Here is an 18,032-nt window from a genome sequence, read left to right as displayed (position 1 = left end):
ATAGTAAAAATAACAGTTTAAATTAACCTTCACTAATTACTCCGTATCGCATTTTATCTCCCATCCACGAACTAACATCTCTCCACTGTACACTTTTCGCAGCAATCCAACTTACTTCATATTCTGTAACCTCGTTAGGCTTCCAGCCAATATCATCTGCCCAATAAAATAAATTGTTTTGTAATAGAAGAGATGCACCGAAAATGGTTGAATCATGATTTTCAGGAGGCGGAGTTAAATGAAATTGTGTAACACCTTCAAAGAGTAACTCTATTGCGGAGGGGTTCTCATACTGTCTTTGAAAAAGTATTCTTACGTTTGTACCAGATAATACCCTCATAGATAAATTCTCATCTACACAGCTATCTGTCCACATATACAACTCTTTCAAACAACTATCGTGAAAACCTCCAAATAAATGAAGGAGATCATTAAGGTCTTCTTTAGTTTTGATTTTATTCCAACTCATATAGCACCTACTTTATATACATTTAGATATAATTTCCTGTTAATTCCATTGTACTAAAGTACCATTACTTTAACTAATGATTTTTTTGTAAGGGTGTTAAAAATAAATTACAATAAAAATATAGAAGATAATGTAAAAAGTGGAGGTGACTATGAATCAAAGAGGAAGTTTAGTAAATAATCTAATTGTACTTCGAGCAGAGAAACGTTGGTCACAAACGGAATTAGCAAATCGCGTGGGCGTTAGTAGGCAAACAATAGCTTCTATTGAAGCAAATCGATACAATCCATCTCTTATTTTAGCTTTTGAAATTGCTCATGTTCTTGGTAAGGAGTTTCATGAAGTCTTTCAATATACGATAGAGGGGGAAATGGAATGATAATAGCAATAGGAATGGTCGCATCAATCGCAGGGTTAATTGGGGTGTTATATTCAACACGTTTTGAAAAGAAAGAGGGAAATGATGAGAGAGGGGATCAAATTACAGGAAATGCTGCAAAAATCTCGTTATTTGTATTCTTACTTTCGTATTTAATTATTTTTTTAATCGGTAACCTATATTCATTAACGAATGAACAGTATAAATTAGCAAATGCATGTTTATTGGCAGGAGTATTATGCTCCTATTCATTATCTATTTTAGTTTTGAGAAAAAGATATTAGATGAGAAAGAGCTGTTTTACATATTAATTTGTAAACAGCTCTTTTTGTTATGTTTGATTAGAAAGGATGAATGAGATGCGAATCGTACATAAAAGTACAATTTATCAATTAGCATTTTTTCCAAATCTATTTCCAATCAATTGCTATTTCGTTGAAGAAGAAAAAGGATTAACTTTAATTGATGCAGCATTGTCGTTTAGTGCAAAGAAGATTTTAGAATCAGCTCGAACAATCGGAAAACCAATTACGAACATTGTTATAACACATGTACATGATGATCATGTAGGTGCAATTGATGCGTTGAAGCAGGTACTTCCTGATGTTCCTGTTCATATTTCAAAAAGAGATTCCCGCTTGCTTGAAGGAGACATGTCATTGCAGCAAGGGGAAGCGAACGTTCCAATAAAAGTTGGAGTATCTAAAAAAATACAGACGATCCCAGATGTGCTTCTGCAGGAGGGAAATCAAGTTGGTTCTCTTTTAGCAATTATGGCACCAGGACATACACCGGGTTCGATGGCCTTTTTGGATACAAGAAATGATGCACTGATTGCTGGAGACGCATTTCAAACCAGGGGAGGGGTTGCGGTGGCAGGCCAGATTAAGTGGCTCTTTCCGTTTCCTGTGTTTGGAACGTGGCATGCAGAAACAGCATTAAAGAGCGCTCAGAAACTGCTACGATATAAACCGTCTGTATTGGCGACAGGGCACGGAAAGATGATTGAGGATCCGATGTTACGTATGCAACGAGCGATTGAAGAAGCTGAGCGAAATTTAGCTAGAAAGGTGTAAAGAAATGGGGAGATGAAGTGATGTGGGGGGAGTTTTAATTGAAAAGGTCCCTCAATAATTTAGAGGATTCTTTACTAAGAATGAACCTTTTATTTTTTAGTGAATCATCATCTTATACCCTCACTTTACATGCATACAATCCGAAAAAGAATAAATACTAAATGTTGAATGACTAAAGAAAGGAAGGTTTTTATTATGCCAAACTTAACAGAGCTTGAGCTTGAAAATTTACGTCATCTTATTGGAGGGCATGCGACAGTTGCAAATAAACTAGATCAGTATGCGCAGCAGTGTACAGATCCTCAATTGAAACAAATGCTACAACAAGATGCACAAGCTGCAAGAAATACAAAACAACAATTAATGTCCTTTTTAGGCTAGGAGGGTATCGATTATGAATGAAAAAGATATGGTTAACGATTATTTATCGGAATTAAATGCTAGTTTGACTAGTTATGCGAATTACATAGCAGAGTCAAATAACGAACAGTTACATCAAACGCTGATTCACATTCGAAATCAGGATGAAATGAGACAACGTAATGTATATAAATATGCATTACAAAAAGGACATTATAAGCCAGCTGCTCCTGCGAATCCAACGGTTGTTCAGCAGCTGAAAAGTCAATTAAGCGCACAGTAATGAATAAAAAAAGCGAGTGAATATCAGATGATAATTCACTCGCTTTTTTATTTATATATATGTCAATAAAGATGTATAAAACATTTTTCCAGTTGTAACAAATATGACGAAAACAGAGTAGAGTGTTTCACAAAATATACACAAACTTTGTTCAATGTTTCACAAAGTATCCATGGTTTCTATAGTGAGAATCTCTATAATGAAGAGTGTAAAGAACAAAAACATTACATGATTACATAGGAGAGGTTCTTATGAATAGAAACACAAGAAAAATCGCAATTATTGGTACTGGATTAGTTGGATCAAGCTGTGGGTATTCAATTGTGAATCAAGGTATCTGTGAAGAGTTGGTATTAATTGATATAAATCATGAACGTGCAGTTGGAGAAGCGATGGATTTATCACACTGCATTAACTTTACAAATACAAGAACAAAAGTGTATGCAGGCGATTATGAGGACTGCAAAGATATGGACATTGTTATTATTACAGCGGGTCCAGCTCCAAAACCAGGACAAAGTCGTTTGGATACTTTAGGAGCAAGCGCGAAAGTTATGGAAAGTGTTGTAGCAGGTGTAATGGAAAGCGGATTTGACGGTATCTTCTTAATTGCATCGAATCCAGTTGATATTATTACTTATCAAGTTTGGAAGTTATCTGGTTTACCAAGAAATCGTGTGCTTGGTACAGGTACATCATTAGACTCTTCACGCTTAAGAACAATTTTATCTGAAATGCTTGAAGTAGACCCTCGTAGCATTCATGGTTATTCATTAGGTGAGCATGGTGATTCACAAATGGTTGCTTGGTCTCACGTAACAGTTGGTGGAAAACCAATTTTGCAAATTTTAGAAGAGCAAAAAGAACGTTTCGGTGAAATCGATTTAGATGAAATTGTTGAGAAAACTGCTAAAGCTGGTTGGGAAATTTATAAACGTAAGGGTACTACTTATTATGGAATTAGTAACTCACTCGCTTATATTGCAAGTTCTATCTTTAATGATGATCACCGCGTGATTGCTGTTTCAGCAATTTTAGATGGTGAATATGGCGAATATAATATTTGTACAGGTGTACCAGCAATTATTACAAGAGATGGTGTAAAAGAAGTTGTAGAACTAAACTTAACAGAAGCTGAAGAAGACCGATTTGCACAATCAAATGATGTTTTACGTGACTATATGAAAACAATTGGTTACTAAACTAGGAGAAGGTGAAATAGATGAAGGAATATATAATGTCTCGTGTATTTAAAGGTTCTGCCGGAATTGCACAAGGTATTTTCGTATCCCTTGGAATTGGTTTACTTATCGAAAACATAGGAAGAATTGTTGATATTCCGATGTTAATTACAATTGGAGTTGTTGCGAAATCACTGATGGCACCAGCAATTGGAGCAGGGATTGCTTTCATGCTTGGGGCAAACGGACTTGTCATTTTCTCAGCGATGGTTGCCGGAGCGATTGGAGCAGGGGCGATTTCGATGACTGAAGCCGGCTTAATTATTAAAACTGGTGAACCAATTGGTGCGTTATTAACAGCAACTCTAGCGGTTTATATCGGTAAAAGATTAAGCGGAAAAACTGCTTTAGATATGATGCTCGTTCCATTTGCAGCAATATTAGGGTCTGGTATAGTTGGTATTTGGTTATCTCAAAATATTAGTCCTGTATTAAATACAGTTGGCGCATTTATTAAAGACAGCTCAGCTGGTAGCCCATTTATTGCTTCGATCGTGCTTGCGGTTGTTTGGGGGCTATTACTTATCTCTCCAGCTTCATCAGCAGCTCTAGCAATTGCACTTAGCCTAGACGGTGTTGCAGGCGGCGCAGCACTTGCAGGATGTGTCGCTCAATTTATCGGATTCGCTGTTATCTCCGCAAAAGAAAACAATTTAGGTGGTATTTTAGCACAAGCACTTTGTACTCCGAAAGTACAGTTGCCAAACATTACTAAAAATCCAATGATTCTCGTCCCAACTGTCGTTGCTAGCGCCATTGTGGGTCCTGTTTCTGCACTGATTTTCCACTTGGAAGCAGGTAAAGAAATTGCAGGTCTTGGATTAAGCTCTCTTATTGCACCAATTAACTTAATTTCCAGCCAAGGATTCGGTGTTGTACCAGCAATGGTCATCACTTATATCGTAATCCCAGTAGCTGTTTCTTATATACTTTACAGCGCGTTAAAAAAAGCCGGCCGTATTCATTCTGGCGATATGACTGTGCCACAATCTTAAGTTACAATTGAAAATCTCCTTTATATAGATAAAAGCAGACTGAAGAAGCCACAGTCTGCTTTTTTGTTTACATTTTATAGGTTTGTCTCGCAGGAATTGTAATCGTGTCTTTTCGGTTTACTAGTAAAAGCTGCACACCGAAGTATAGTGTACTCGCAACTGCCATACCGGAAACGGCATCTAAGAAGGCATGCTGCTTTGTAAATAGCGTTGATAAAACAATGAGTGTACCAAAGAAAGTAAGGATCAAATATTCCCATCTATGCTGCTCTCTTCGCTTATAAGCAGCTAACATAATTACAAATGTTGTGAGAACGTGGATGCTAGGAAAACAGTTTACAGGTTGATCAATGCTATAAATATAGCGAACTAAGTCAGAAAATACATCTGTCCCTACTACTGTTGGACGTGGTACGGTTGTTTGCCAAAAGTAGTAAATCGAAAAGCACGTAAGCTTTCCTAGGATAACGCTGCTTAATGTTACATAATATTGTTTTCGATCTTTAAAGCAATAATAAATGAGTGCGCCGTATAAGTATGGGAACCAAATTAAATACGGAATAATAAATGCCTTCACAAATGGAATCCAATCATCAACTACTGTTGTAACATCAACAGCATGAACACCAGATTTATTCAGTACATCGTAAAGGGGACTTACGAGTACGAGTAGAAGTATATAACTTAATGGAAGAAAAGATGAAAGTTTATATTTTTTCATGACTATCTCCTAGTGTTTAGTAATGTAAGTAAATCCAGTTGATTATAATATAGAAAATCAAAATGGGCTATTGATTTTACTTACATTTTTTTGCATTAACCTTACATTTTTGTCACTTGACTTTTAATGGGAGGATGAGATATGAAACGTTTGCTTATTTTGTTGGTTCTTATATTGTTATGTGTCGTGGGAGCTGGATGTGCAAAGAATAAGGATGTGCCATCTGCTTTAGAGTATAGCGGGAGAGCGCTTGTAATTGGAGTTATCGGTGAGGCGCCAAAGGATACATTTAGAAACATAAAGTTTGTGAAGGTGAATTTAGATCAGATAAAAGAGAAATCAGAGAAAGTCGACGGATTTCTCGTTATGAAAGAATATTTTCAAGAAGCATCAGAAGAAAAATATACAGAGCTATTTTTAGGGTTAAAAAAGCCAGTGTTTTTTATCGGTTTAAAGGATAAGCCATATTTGATTTTTATAGAAAAAGATTTGGATTATAACAATGCACCAACAGATAAAGCAATGATGTATACACAAGGATTTGTAAATCTAGGAAGTAGTGAAGGGCAGTATTGGGGCACTGGTTTATACAATGATACGATTTCGGAGCAAAGTATTCATAATATGTATATATACGTATTTCAAACGATTGCAGATTATTTGAGCAGGCATTGAGAAGCTCCGGACTAGGGGCTTTTTATTTTTTAGTTATTTAAATAAACGTTTGTTTAAGATGTATGTTCGGTCTAAATGATACATAATGAATGAAGAGGGGAAATTTTTATATTTATTTTTTTATATATTATTTTTCTTTAAATGGCGGAAAATAAGGAAAATTTGCAGGATAAAAGAAAATTGTCGCGAAATAAGTTAAAGTTTGGAGAAGAATCGTTTGAAATAATAAAACGTTTTCTATATGATAAAGGTAAAGGTTAGTAAAAAGTAGGTGAATTTATGGCAGTAACATTTTATTCATATCCAAAGTGTGGCACATGTCAAAAAGCAAAAAAATGGTTTGAGGCAAACGATGTAGCATATGAAATGATTCATATTGTTGAAAATCCACCATCAAAAGAAGATTTGCGTAATTTACATGCGAAAAGTGAATTGCCATTAAAAAAATTCTTTAATACAAGTGGAATGCGTTACCGTGAACTTGGCTTAAAAGATAAGTTAAAAGATGCAAGTGAAGACGAAATGTTTGAGCTATTAGCATCTGATGGCATGTTGATTAAACGTCCAATCGTAACAGATGGCACGAATGTAACACTTGGTTTTAACGAAGAGCAGTTTGAAAGTGTGTGGAAAAAGTACCAATAAGGTATTTTTACATAATTAATACATTCACTGGAGGTACAGTCATGAGCATTCCAAATCATTTACGTTACTCTGAAGAACACGAATGGGTAAAAACTGAAGGCAACGAAGTTGTTATCGGTATTACTCATTTTGCACAAAGTGAGTTAGGCGATATCGTATTCGTTGAACTTCCTGAAGTAGGTGCGACACTTGAAGCTGACGAGCCATTCGGAAGCGTAGAATCTGTTAAAACAGTTTCTGAATTATACGCACCTGTAAGTGGTAAAGTTGTGGCAGTAAACGAAGAATTAAGCGACCAACCAGAACTTGTTAACGAATCTCCGTACGAAGGTGCATGGATGGTTAAGATTGAACTTTCTGATGCAAGTGAAGTAGAGAAGTTATTATCTGCAGAACAATACGCAGAAATGACAAACCAAGACTAATTTTAGTCGAGATAAAAAGGACAGCCTATGTGCTGTCCTTTTTATTTTTCATTGCGTAAAAGGACACCTTCTGTGCTAGAAGCTCCATCCCCCTCACATTCTGAGCGAGCCACCTGCGCTTTTCTTTTAATCCAGCTCCAGCGGTAAGGATGCTCGGTGGCTTCCCTTCTTCCTGCGAGGCAAAAAAGCGTCTTTACGTCAGGAATTCCAACGTCCTTCTGTTCTGAGCGAGCCGCTTCCACTTTTCTTTGTCCAGCTCCGCCTCCTAGCCCTTCATGTCTAAGAACCTTCCGCACAAGAAGACAAAAAACGCCTTCATGTCTAAGAACCTTCCGCACAAGAAGACAAAAAACGCCTTCTGTGCGAAAGAGCCTTAGCCAACAGGGCTAAACAGTTTCACAAAAATAAACAGGAAACAACATGAAAAGAACGAATATACTATATACTAAAGTAAGGTTGTTTTATAGTATATGGTGATCGGGTGATGACATATGGTCTATGTAGAGAAAGTCATTATTGTCGAAGGAAAATCAGATAGAAGAAAGATTGAATCTATTATTCGCGAACCAGTGGAAATTGTTTGTACAAATGGTACAATTGGTTTGTCGAAAATGGATGAACTCATTGATCAGTTTTTTGATAAAGAAGTATATGTGCTAGTGGATGCTGATGCTGCAGGTGAAAAGCTCAGAAAACAATTTCGTAAAGAATTTCCGCAAGCTGAGCATATTTACATTGATCGTTCGTATCGTGAAGTGGCAACTGCTCCTTCTAATCATTTAGCGAACGTATTATGGGGAGCTGACATTGACGTTTATACAGAATATTTACGGTAAGGAATGATAGAAGTGATTGACTGGACAGGTGCTGAAGCTACAGCTTTAATAGCAGACCAAGAAAAAACAGTGTTATATGTATATACACCGATGTGTGGAACATGCCAATTAGCAAAGAAGATGTTAACAGTTGTAGAAGCTACTATATCTAATTTGGAAATAGGAATGCTAGATTTAAATTACGCTCCGCATTTAGCGCGAGAATATGAGGTAGAAAGTGTACCTTGTTTACTCGTATTTGAGCGGGGAACACTTATGAAGAAAATATATGCATTTCATTCAGTTGAATATTTATATACGGAATTACAGTAGGCGGCAATGTTTTTGCCGCCTCGACATATTTCTTGGGAAATATGCCTGAAAGATAGAAGTGATACGTTATTTGTCGAGAGAAAGTAACAGGATTGCCCTTTAAGAAGATGGAATGGTATTTAGTAGAAAGTGATATGAAGGATGTGATTAGAATGGGATTATATTCGTTGCTTCAATCATTTGTAACGTATGCCAATAGCCAATATCATTTAGAGCCACTTCTACGGCAAGGAGAAAAAATAATTAATATCCGTTTGGGAGCTGAGTGTTATTCACTTCAAATCTCAAGAGAGTATATACAAATTTTGGAAGGAACCGAGGGAACAGAACAAATTGTTTGTTTTGGGGAGGAAGACCTACAGCGATTAGTTACTGGGAATATTCGGTTACAAACTTTAATTAATAATGGGCGTGTACACTATTCTGGAACGTATCGCACGATGCTATTATTTGAATCAGTGTTTCATATATGTAAACCAATGCCGGTAGGTGCTTAATATTCCGAAGTTTCGTTTTTTGTGAAAATTCCTGTTGACATAGTGGGTGTATATTGATAGAATTCAATTCATAAAATATAGACAATTTCATAAATTTCAAATCAGACGAAAATTGAATCTGATTTCTCTTATCAAGAGAGGTGGAGGGACTGAGCCCTATGAAACCCGGCAACCGTCAACTTTTATGTTGAAATGGTGCCAATTCCTGCAAAGCAAATGCTTTGAGAGATGAGAGGAAGGGATAATGTTGATATACGCATATAAACCTTTCTGCTCATTCTAGAGGCAGAAAGGTTTTTTTGTTGTTTGAATGAGGAGGACGTTCGAATAATAAAAAGAGCCGCTTATGCGTTTTAAGAAATCTAGCTCCAGCGGCTAGAATATTCGGTCGTTTCACCCCTTCCTGCGAGGTGAAAAGCGCCTCTATGTCAGGGGTTCCAACGCCCTCTTGTTCTGAGCAAGCCGCTTGCGCTTTTTAAATCAAAAAGGGGTGATACACCATGATTCTATTAGAGAACGTAAAGAAAATATATAAGTCAAAAAGCGGTGATGTCACTGCTGTGGATAACGCCAATTTAAAAATAGAGAAAGGTGAGATATTTGGTGTTATCGGATATAGTGGTGCTGGGAAAAGTTCTTTAATTCGATTGTTTAATCAATTAGAGAAACCAACTTCCGGACAGATTACGATAGCTAATCGAGTTATTTCCACAATTATAGGGAGTGAACTTCGAAAGGCAAGACAAGAAATTGGAATGATTTTTCAGCATTTTAACTTACTGTGGTCACGAACTGTACGTGAAAATATCGCTTTTCCACTTGAAATTGCAGGTGTAGATAAAGTGCAGCGAAGAAAGCGTGTGGATGAGTTGATTCATCTTGTTGGATTGGAAGGTAGAGGTGATGCGTATCCATCTCAATTGAGCGGCGGGCAAAAGCAACGCGTTGGGATTGCAAGAGCATTAGCGAATAATCCAAAGGTGCTCTTGTGTGATGAAGCGACATCAGCACTTGATCCAGAAACCACAGATCAAATTTTAGATTTACTATTAGATATTAATAAACGTCTTGGATTAACAATTGTACTGATTACACATGAAATGCATGTGATTCAAAAAATTTGTAATCGTGTTGCGGTAATGGAAAAAGGAAAAATTGTGGAGACTGGTCCTGTACTAGATGTATTCCGTAATCCACAGCAGGAGATTACAAAGCGTTTTGTTAAGCAAATAACAGATTCTGAAGATGCGGATGAAGCAATTGAACATTTAGCAGAGAAGTATCCGGAAGGCAAGGTTGTAAAGCTGCAATTTATTGGTGAAGTAGTAGAAAGACCTGTCTTGCAGGAACTCATGAAGCAAGATGGCGTGGAAGTAAGCATTCTGCAAGGGAACATTGCACAAACGGCAAACGGGGCGTATGGAAGTTTAATTGTCCACTTAAATGGTGCTGAAGATGTGGTTGCAAAAGCAATTGCGACGATTCAACAAGAGCAAGTCGAGCTGGAGGTGATTGCACATGGATAATTTGTTTCAAAATGTCGATTGGGACAAAATGCTAGAGGCTACGGGAGAAACGTTATACATGACGGCAGTTGCCGCGCTTGCAACGTTTGTCTTAGGTCTTATTTTGGGATTGCTACTGTTTCTGACAGGAAAAGATAATCTCTGGGAAAACAAGCCAGTTAATATTGTAATTGGTGCGTTTGTAAATATTTTTCGTTCGATCCCGTTTATTATTTTAATCATTTTACTTATTCCATTTACGAAGCTTCTTCTAAACACGATTCTCGGTGCAAGTGCCGCATTACCAGCATTAATTGTTGGGGCAGCACCGTTCTATGCGAGAATGGTCGAAATCGCACTTCGTGAAATTGATAAAGGTGTCATTGAAGCATCAAAGGCGATGGGAGCAAAGACAAGTACAATTATTTTAAAAGTACTTATACCAGAATCTTTGCCAGCGCTTGTTTCCGGGATTACGGTAACAGCTATTGCGCTTGTCGGTTACACAGCAATGGCTGGAGTGGTCGGAGCAGGTGGACTTGGTACACTTGCTTATTTAGAAGGGTTTCAGCGCAATAATAGTGATGTAACGCTTATGGCAACAATTCTTGTACTTGTGATTGTATTTATCATTCAAATGCTTGGTGACTTGCTCACGAAGCGTCTTGATAAAAGATAAAGAGAAGTCTTCGTGTAAGACGAAGACTTCCTACAGATTTTCAATTTTGAATATTGAAAAAAAGAAAGGGTGTCATAACATGAAAAAGGTATTACTTTCAGCACTTCTTGCTGTATTTGTGTTTGCATTAGCTGCTTGTAGCGGCGGAAAAGACGAAAAGAAACTTGTAGTTGGTGCTTCTAACGTACCGCATGCAGTTATTCTAGAAAAAGCGAAACCAATCTTAGAGAAAAAAGGGATTAAATTAGATATTAAGCCATTCCAAGATTACGTATTGCCAAATAAAGCACTAGCTGATAAAGATCTTGATGCAAACTATTTCCAACATATTCCGTATTTAGATAAAGAGATTCAAGAAAAAGGATATAAATTTGTAAACGCAGGGAAAATTCATTTAGAGCCGATGGGGATTTACTCAAAGAAATATAAAAACTTAAAAGATCTTCCAAACGGCGGAACAGTGATTATGAGTAATAACGTATCAGAGCGTGGACGTATGTTAGGACTTCTGCAAAAAGGCGGCGTTATTAAACTGAAAGATGGCGTAGATATCGTCAAAGCGACAGAAAAAGATATTGTGGAAAATCCGAAAAACTTGAAGTTTAAAACAGATGTGGAGCCAGGTCTTACACCAAAATTATATGAGAACAACGAAGGTGACGCATTATTCATTAACTCAAACTATGCAATTGATGCAAAATTAAACCCAACAAAAGATGCAATTGCTCTTGAAGGATCAGAGTCTCCTTATGCAAATATTATTGCGGTTCGTAAAGGTGACGAAAATAGAAAAGAAATTAAAGAGCTTGTAGAAGTGTTACACTCAAAAGAAATTCAAGATTTTATTAAGAAAGAATATAAGGGCGCTGTACTTCCAGTAAGTGAATAGGCGTAGGAAAGGGCTAGGAAATTTCTAGCCCTTTTTTCTTTATATATATAAGAAGAAAAGTGTATCATAAGAGGATGTGAGGGAAGTACTTATATACATTTGTGAAAAATTTTCTCAGCGTTTGCGATAACATTTTATTTGATATAAAATGAGAATGAGAATAAAATGAGAATGTGAATGTTTTAGGAATTTTTAAAATGTATATAGAGGATTAATGGAGGTATTGAGATGGCTGGTTCTACATTAACGGTTAAAGACTTACATGTATCAATCGATGGTAAAGAAATTTTAAAAGGTGTAAACCTTGAAGTAAAAGGTGGAGAAATCCACGCAATTATGGGACCTAATGGAACAGGTAAATCAACTTTATCTTCTGCAATTATGGGTCACCCAAAATATGAAGTAACAGAAGGAAGCATCATCATCGACGGTGAAGATGTATTAGAAATGGAAGTAGATGAGCGCGCACAAGCAGGTCTATTCCTAGCAATGCAATATCCAAGTGAAATTAGCGGAGTAACAAACGCTGACTTCTTACGTTCTGCAATTAATGCACGACGCGAGGAAGGCGATGAAATTTCTCTTATGAAATTTATCCGTACATTAGATAAAAACATGGAATTCCTAGAAATGGATCCAGAAATGGCACAACGTTACTTAAACGAAGGTTTCTCTGGCGGTGAGAAAAAACGTAACGAAATTCTTCAATTAATGATGATTGAGCCAAAAATCGCAATCTTAGACGAAATCGACTCTGGTCTTGATATCGATGCATTAAAAGTTGTATCTAAAGGTATTAACGAAATGCGCGGCGAAGAGTTCGGCTGCCTAATGATTACGCATTACCAACGTTTATTAAACTACATTACTCCAGACTTCGTTCACGTTATGATGAACGGTCGCATCGTTAAATCTGGTGGCCCTGAGCTTGCACAACGTCTAGAAGCTGAAGGTTACGACTGGATCAAAAAAGAATTAGGTATTGAAGACGAAACAGCAGAGCAAGAAGCGTAAGAGAGGAGCATAAATATGACAATCGGTACATTACCTTTCGATCAAGAAACAATCCGTCAGCGCGCAAGCGAAGTAAACGAAGCTGCTTGGTTGACTGAGTTCCGCTTACAAGCTCTTGCACAAGCAACTGAACTTCCAATGCCAACGCCTGATAAAACAAAAATCGATAAATGGGACTTTATCGGAAAAGGCCACACTGCTAAGCAAGAGCCTGTAAGTTCTTTAACGGAACTTCCAGAAGCAGTGAAAAATTTAATCGATGAAAATAACAGCGTACTAGTACAACGTACAGGTACAACTGCATTTGTTTCTTTAGCTGATGAAGCAAAAGAAAAAGGTGCTATTTTCACAGATATCGTAACAGCTGCAACTGAGCATGCTGAATTAGTACAAAAGTACTTAATGAAAGACGGCGTGAAAGTGGATGAGCATCGTTTAACAGCACTTCATGCAGCATTAATCAACGGCGGTGCATTTGTATATGTTCCGAAAAACGTTGTTCTTGAAACACCACTTCAAGCTGTATTCTTAGTAGACGGCGAAGAAGCAAATGTATATAACCATGTATTATTTGTAGCTGACGCGAACAGTTCTGCAACATATGTAGAAAACTACGTAGCAAATGAAACTGTTACAGGTATTGCAAACATCGTGGCAGAAGTAATCGTAGAACAAGGTGCACAAGTGAAATTTGGTGCAGTTGATCTATTAGCGAAAGATGTAACAACTTACGTAAACCGCCGCGGCGTTGTAGGACGTGACGGCCGTATTGAGTGGGCATTAGGTCTTATGAATGACGGAAATACAATTTCAGAGAATGTAACGAACTTAATGGGCGACGGATCATTTGCTGATACAAAAACAGTAACAATTGGCCGTGGTAACCAAACACAAAACTTTACAACTAAAGTTGTTCACTTCGGTAAACACTCTGAAGGATTCATTTTAAAACACGGTGTACAAACAGATAGCGCAACATCTATCTTTAACGGAATTGGTAAAATTGAACACGGTGCATCTAAATCAAATGCACAACAATCTTCTCGCGTTCTTATGTTAAATGAGAAAGCTCGCGGCGATGCAAACCCAATTCTTCTAATTGACGAAGACGATGTAATGGCAGGTCACGCAGCTTCTGTAGGCCGCGTAGATCCAGTACAACTATACTACTTAATGAGTCGTGGTATTCCGAAGAAAGAAGCAGAACGTTTAGTCATCCATGGATTCTTAGCACCTGTAGTGAATGAGCTTCCAATTGAAGGAGTAAAAGCACAGCTTGTTGAGGTAATTGAAAGGAAAGTTCGCTAATGGATATTCATGAAATACGCAAACAGTTTCCAATTCTTGATCAAAAAGTGAACGGCAAACAACTTGTTTATTTCGATAGTGCAGCAACTTCTCAAAAGCCAATTCAAGTCATTGAAACGTTAGAACGTTACTATAAAGAATACAATTCTAACGTGCATCGCGGTGTTCATACGCTCGGTACGAAAGCTACCGATGCGTATGAAGGTGCACGTGAGAAGGTTCGCAAGTTTATTAACGCGAAATCAATGGAAGAAGTTATTTTCACGCGCGGAACAACAACTGCATTAAATACAGTAGCAGCAAGCTATGGCCGTGAAAATGTAAAAGAGGGCGATGAAATCGTCATCTCTTACATGGAGCATCATAGTAATATTATTCCGTGGCAACAAGTTGCGAAGAAAACAGGCGCAACTTTAAAATATCTTCCGCTTCAGCCAGACGGAACAATCTCATTAGAAGATGCACGTCAAACAATTACACCGAATACAAAAATCGTTTCTATTATGTATGTGTCTAACGTACTTGGAACGATTAACCCTGTAAAAGAAATTGCAGAAATCGCTCATCAAAATGGTGCAATCATGGTCGTTGACGGTGCACAAAGTACACCTCATATGAAAGTGGATGTACAAGATTTAAACTGTGATTTCTACGCATTATCCGCTCATAAAATGTGCGGGCCTACAGGTGTCGGCGTATTATATGGTAAGAAAGAATTGCTAGACAATATGGAGCCAATTGAATTTGGCGGCGAAATGATTGATTTCGTAGACTTACAAGATTCTACGTGGAAAGAGCTTCCGTGGAAGTTTGAAGCAGGTACACCGATTATCGGTAATGCGATTGGACTTGGAGCGGCAATTGATTTCCTAGAAGAAATCGGTCTTGATAATATTGAAAAGCATGAACATGAATTAGCGCAGTACGCTTTAGAAAGACTATCAGAAGTAGATGGCGTTACAATTTATGGACCAAAGCATCGCGCTGGTCTTGTTACATTTAATATTGATGAAGTACATCCGCATGATGTAGCAACAGTATTAGATGTAGAAGGCATTGCGGTTCGCGCAGGACATCACTGTGCACAACCGCTTATGAAGTGGCTAAAAGCTTCTTCTACAGCACGTGCAAGCTTCTATTTATATAATACAAAAGAAGAAATTGATACATTTGTTGAAGCGCTAACGAAAACAAAGGAGTATTTCACAAATGTCTTTTAATAATTTAGATACGTTATATCGTCAAGTTATTATGGATCATTATAAAAATCCTCGTAACCATGGCGTGTTAGATGATAGTGTTACAGTTAATTTGAACAATCCAACTTGCGGCGATCGTATTCAACTTACGATGAAAGTAGAAGAGGGAATTGTTAAAGAGGCGAAGTTTGAAGGAGAAGGTTGTTCGATTTCTATGTCTTCTGCTTCGATGATGACGCAAGCAGTAAAAGGAAAGAAAATTGAAGAAGCACTTCAGCTTTCTAAAATTTTCTCTGATATGATGCTAGGAAAAGAGTATGATGACAGCGTAGATTTAGGAGATATTGAAGCATTACAAGGCGTATGCAAGTTTCCAGCACGTATTAAATGTGCAACATTAGCTTGGAAAGCGTTAGAAAAAGGCTTAAACGAAGATAAGTAATGTTACAGGTTCCTAAACACGAGGTTATCTAAGGAGGGACATACCAACATGGCGAAGAAACTGCCAGATATCGGCGATTATAAATATGGTTTCAAGGATAAAGATGTTTCGATTTTCCGTGCTGGACGCGGTTTAACAAAAGAAATCGTTGAAGAGATTTCACGTATGAAAGAAGAACCACAGTGGATGTTAGACTTCCGTTTAAAATCACTGGATAAGTTCTATGAAATGCCAATGCCACAATGGGGCGGCGACTTAAATGACTTAGATTTTGATGAAATTACGTACTACGTAAAACCATCTGAGAAATCTGAGAAGTCTTGGGATGAAGTACCTGACGAAATTAAAGCGACATTTGATAAATTAGGTATTCCAGAAGCTGAGCAAAAATATTTAGCTGGTGTATCTGCACAGTACGAATCTGAAGTTGTATACCACAACATGAAAGAGGACCTAGAAGCTCTAGGAATCGTCTTCAAAGATACAGATAGCGCATTAAAAGAGAACGAAGATATTTTCCGTGAGCATTTCGGAAAAGTAATCCCACCAACTGACAACAAATTCGCAGCATTAAACTCTGCAGTTTGGTCTGGTGGATCGTTCATCTATGTTCCAAAAGGTATCAAAGTTGATACACCACTTCAAGCGTATTTCCGTATTAACTCTGAAAATATGGGACAATTCGAGCGTACGCTTATTATCGTAGACGAAGGCGCACATGTACACTACGTAGAAGGTTGTACAGCTCCTGTTTACACAACAAATTCACTGCACAGTGCGGTAGTAGAAATCATCATTAAGAAAGATGCATATTGCCGTTACACTACAATCCAAAACTGGGCGAACAACGTATACAACCTAGTTACAAAACGTGCTGTTTGTGAAGCGAACGCAACGATGGAATGGATTGACGGTAACATCGGATCTAAATTAACGATGAAATACCCAGCAGTTATCTTAAAAGGCGAAGGCGCTCGTGGTTTAACATTATCTATTGCGATTGCTGGTAAAGGCCAACACCAAGATGCTGGTGCGAAAATGATTCACTTAGCACCAAACACATCTTCAACAATCGTTTCTAAATCGATTGCGAAACATGGTGGTAAAGTAACGTACCGTGGTATCGTACACTTCGGACCAAAAGCGACAAACTCTCGCTCTAACATCGAATGTGATACGTTAATCATGGATAACCAATCAACATCTGATACAATTCCTTACAACGAGATCAAAAACGATCACGTTTCACTTGAGCACGAAGCGAAAGTATCAAAAGTATCAGAAGAACAATTATTCTACCTAATGAGCCGTGGTATCTCTGAGCAAGAAGCTACAGAAATGATCGTAATGGGCTTCATTGAGCCATTCACTCGCGAACTTCCAATGGAATACGCAGTTGAAATGAACCGTCTAATCAAGTTTGAGATGGAAGGTAGTATCGGTTAATTTAAAAGTAGAAGCGCCCTGTTTACAGGGCGCTTTTTTAATTGGATGAAAATATATCAATCGTTTCTCCCGATATATCGGTGTTATTTTTGAAATAACGGTGCTTTGATACGATATAAAGACCTTGCGACGATGTTGGACATGTGAAAAACCGCTGAAAAACTATCTAGTTTGAGTAAGTGAAAAAATTTTATCAATATACAAAAATTAAGATTTTATGATATAATTTTTTTAAAAAGGAGGTGAGTATTTTGAGAGTTCTAAACCATGTTGAAGGAATAAAATTACTAGTGTGTTTATTAGTTGGTTTATGTACTATTAATTATTCGTTTATTTCCTTCGCTGAAACATAAACAAGTAATTTAGCTGATGCAACAAAATTATTCTAAAAAAGGAGTTGAGTTTTTTGAAAATTAAAAAAAGTATTAAAGGAATAAAATTACTAGCATGTTTATCAATTGGCTTATGCACTATTAATTATTCTTCTATTTCCTTCGCGGAAACAAAAACAGGTAATTCAGCGGATGTAACAAAAAATGCTAGTGGCATTGATACTGGTATAGCAAATCTTAAGTATAATAATCAAGAGGTTTTAGCAGTAAATGGTGATAAAGTAGAGAGTTTTGTTCCGAAAGA

24 protein-coding genes, 1 pseudogene and 1 riboswitch are annotated in these 18,032 nt (G+C 37.3%); of the genes and pseudogenes, 22 read left to right on the top strand and 3 right to left on the bottom strand.

Features of this window, described 5'->3' with window-relative positions; translation table 11 throughout:
- Window positions 1-22: 22 nt before the first annotated feature.
- Window positions 23-469, bottom strand: a complete 447-nt coding sequence (locus tag JDS96_RS05145; protein WP_199666288.1) for a hypothetical protein — start codon at window positions 467-469, stop codon at window positions 23-25.
- 151 nt (window positions 470-620) lie between these two features.
- On the opposite strand from JDS96_RS05145, the gene JDS96_RS05140 reads away from it, so the two are divergent.
- From JDS96_RS05140 to JDS96_RS05110, 7 genes are all read left to right on the top strand, one after another.
- Entirely contained in the window at window positions 621-848 is a 228-nt protein-coding gene (locus JDS96_RS05140) for a helix-turn-helix transcriptional regulator (protein ID WP_018782766.1), read from the top strand.
- Complete coding sequence (locus JDS96_RS05135) at window positions 845-1,132, top strand: DUF2178 domain-containing protein (protein ID WP_018765009.1); 288 nt, start codon at window positions 845-847, stop codon at window positions 1,130-1,132. Before JDS96_RS05140 ends, JDS96_RS05135 begins: the two co-directional genes overlap by 4 nt.
- A gap of 75 nt (window positions 1,133-1,207) precedes the next feature.
- A complete protein-coding gene (locus JDS96_RS05130; RefSeq protein WP_003201700.1) occupies window positions 1,208-1,924 on the top strand; it encodes an MBL fold metallo-hydrolase in 717 nt (238 codons plus the stop codon).
- A gap of 195 nt (window positions 1,925-2,119) precedes the next feature.
- A complete protein-coding gene (locus tag JDS96_RS05125) occupies window positions 2,120-2,305 on the top strand; it encodes a hypothetical protein (protein WP_006096499.1) in 186 nt (61 codons plus the stop codon).
- Between the two features lie 13 nt (window positions 2,306-2,318).
- Complete coding sequence (locus tag JDS96_RS05120) at window positions 2,319-2,567, top strand: spore coat protein (RefSeq protein WP_003201703.1); 249 nt, start codon at window positions 2,319-2,321, stop codon at window positions 2,565-2,567.
- Window positions 2,568-2,818: 251 nt separating this feature from the next.
- Window positions 2,819-3,769 (top strand): L-lactate dehydrogenase, encoded by a 951-nt coding sequence (locus JDS96_RS05115; protein ID WP_199666287.1) that lies wholly within the window; start codon window positions 2,819-2,821, stop codon window positions 3,767-3,769.
- Window positions 3,770-3,789: 20 nt separating this feature from the next.
- Window positions 3,790-4,803, top strand: a complete 1,014-nt coding sequence (locus JDS96_RS05110; RefSeq protein ID WP_199666286.1) for a PTS sugar transporter subunit IIC — start codon at window positions 3,790-3,792, stop codon at window positions 4,801-4,803.
- 67 nt (window positions 4,804-4,870) lie between these two features.
- Here the strand turns inward: JDS96_RS05110 and JDS96_RS05105 are convergent, their stop codons facing one another.
- Window positions 4,871-5,524, bottom strand: coding sequence for a phosphatase PAP2 family protein (locus JDS96_RS05105; protein WP_003201709.1), 654 nt, complete (start codon window positions 5,522-5,524; stop codon window positions 4,871-4,873).
- Between the two features lie 141 nt (window positions 5,525-5,665).
- Between JDS96_RS05105 and JDS96_RS05100 the strand changes: the two genes are divergently transcribed.
- The 3 genes from JDS96_RS05100 to gcvH all read left to right on the top strand — a co-directional run bounded on the left by JDS96_RS05100 (window position 5,666) and on the right by gcvH (window position 7,269).
- Window positions 5,666-6,199 carry a hypothetical protein gene (locus JDS96_RS05100; protein WP_199666285.1) on the top strand — a complete coding sequence of 178 codons (534 nt, stop codon included), beginning with the start codon at window positions 5,666-5,668 and terminating at the stop codon, window positions 6,197-6,199.
- Window positions 6,200-6,478: 279 nt separating this feature from the next.
- On the top strand, window positions 6,479-6,844 hold the full coding sequence (locus JDS96_RS05095) for an arsenate reductase family protein (protein WP_003201715.1): 366 nt from the start codon (window positions 6,479-6,481) through the stop codon (window positions 6,842-6,844).
- A gap of 41 nt (window positions 6,845-6,885) precedes the next feature.
- Entirely contained in the window at window positions 6,886-7,269 is a 384-nt protein-coding gene (gene gcvH / locus JDS96_RS05090) for a glycine cleavage system protein GcvH (RefSeq protein WP_003201716.1), read from the top strand.
- Window positions 7,270-7,310: 41 nt separating this feature from the next.
- On the opposite strand, the gene JDS96_RS05085 is transcribed toward gcvH, so the two are convergent.
- Complete coding sequence (locus JDS96_RS05085) at window positions 7,311-7,565, bottom strand: hypothetical protein (RefSeq protein ID WP_199666284.1); 255 nt, start codon at window positions 7,563-7,565, stop codon at window positions 7,311-7,313.
- A 195-nt stretch (window positions 7,566-7,760) separates the two neighbouring features.
- Here JDS96_RS05085 and JDS96_RS05080 point away from each other — a divergent pair, with 195 nt between their 5' ends.
- From JDS96_RS05080 to JDS96_RS05025, 12 genes and pseudogenes are all read left to right on the top strand, one after another.
- Window positions 7,761-8,105 (top strand): toprim domain-containing protein, encoded by a 345-nt coding sequence (locus JDS96_RS05080; RefSeq protein ID WP_000263236.1) that lies wholly within the window; start codon window positions 7,761-7,763, stop codon window positions 8,103-8,105.
- Window positions 8,106-8,108: 3 nt separating this feature from the next.
- On the top strand, window positions 8,109-8,417 hold the full coding sequence (locus JDS96_RS05075) for a thioredoxin family protein (protein WP_003201723.1): 309 nt from the start codon (window positions 8,109-8,111) through the stop codon (window positions 8,415-8,417).
- A gap of 152 nt (window positions 8,418-8,569) precedes the next feature.
- On the top strand, window positions 8,570-8,914 hold the full coding sequence (locus JDS96_RS05070; RefSeq protein WP_199666357.1) for a hypothetical protein: 345 nt from the start codon (window positions 8,570-8,572) through the stop codon (window positions 8,912-8,914).
- Between the two features lie 125 nt (window positions 8,915-9,039).
- A riboswitch (SAM riboswitch) is annotated at window positions 9,040-9,149 on the top strand.
- 265 nt (window positions 9,150-9,414) lie between these two features.
- Window positions 9,415-10,440: a methionine ABC transporter ATP-binding protein gene (locus JDS96_RS05065; RefSeq protein ID WP_199666283.1), complete on the top strand. Its 1,026-nt coding sequence runs from the start codon at window positions 9,415-9,417 to the stop codon at window positions 10,438-10,440.
- The gene (locus JDS96_RS05060) at window positions 10,433-11,098 is read left to right on the top strand and encodes a methionine ABC transporter permease (RefSeq protein ID WP_018765001.1); all 666 of its coding nucleotides are present in this window, start codon (window positions 10,433-10,435) and stop codon (window positions 11,096-11,098) included. Before JDS96_RS05065 ends, JDS96_RS05060 begins: the two co-directional genes overlap by 8 nt.
- A 79-nt stretch (window positions 11,099-11,177) precedes the next feature.
- The gene (gene metQ, locus JDS96_RS05055; RefSeq protein WP_018765000.1) at window positions 11,178-11,987 is read left to right on the top strand and encodes a methionine ABC transporter substrate-binding lipoprotein MetQ; all 810 of its coding nucleotides are present in this window, start codon (window positions 11,178-11,180) and stop codon (window positions 11,985-11,987) included.
- Window positions 11,988-12,215: 228 nt separating this feature from the next.
- Complete coding sequence (gene sufC, locus JDS96_RS05050; RefSeq protein WP_000929159.1) at window positions 12,216-13,001, top strand: Fe-S cluster assembly ATPase SufC; 786 nt, start codon at window positions 12,216-12,218, stop codon at window positions 12,999-13,001.
- Window positions 13,002-13,016: 15 nt separating this feature from the next.
- A complete protein-coding gene (gene sufD / locus JDS96_RS05045) occupies window positions 13,017-14,309 on the top strand; it encodes a Fe-S cluster assembly protein SufD (RefSeq protein ID WP_199666282.1) in 1,293 nt (430 codons plus the stop codon).
- Window positions 14,309-15,529: a cysteine desulfurase SufS gene (sufS, locus tag JDS96_RS05040; RefSeq protein ID WP_006096509.1), complete on the top strand. Its 1,221-nt coding sequence runs from the start codon at window positions 14,309-14,311 to the stop codon at window positions 15,527-15,529. Before sufD ends, sufS begins: the two co-directional genes overlap by 1 nt.
- Complete coding sequence (gene sufU, locus JDS96_RS05035) at window positions 15,519-15,950, top strand: Fe-S cluster assembly sulfur transfer protein SufU (protein WP_018782777.1); 432 nt, start codon at window positions 15,519-15,521, stop codon at window positions 15,948-15,950. Before sufS ends, sufU begins: the two co-directional genes overlap by 11 nt.
- A 48-nt stretch (window positions 15,951-15,998) precedes the next feature.
- Entirely contained in the window at window positions 15,999-17,396 is a 1,398-nt protein-coding gene (sufB, locus tag JDS96_RS05030; RefSeq protein ID WP_003201740.1) for a Fe-S cluster assembly protein SufB, read from the top strand.
- A gap of 397 nt (window positions 17,397-17,793) precedes the next feature.
- Window positions 17,794-18,032, top strand: a pseudogene (locus tag JDS96_RS05025) (alveolysin); the annotation flags it as partial.

The organism is Bacillus cereus group sp. N21 (assembly GCF_016483395.1).
Lineage (GTDB): Bacteria > Bacillota > Bacilli > Bacillales > Bacillaceae_G > Bacillus_A > Bacillus_A pseudomycoides.
Note: the sequence above shows the minus strand (reverse complement) of the source record. Positions and strands in the feature narration are given on the sequence as shown.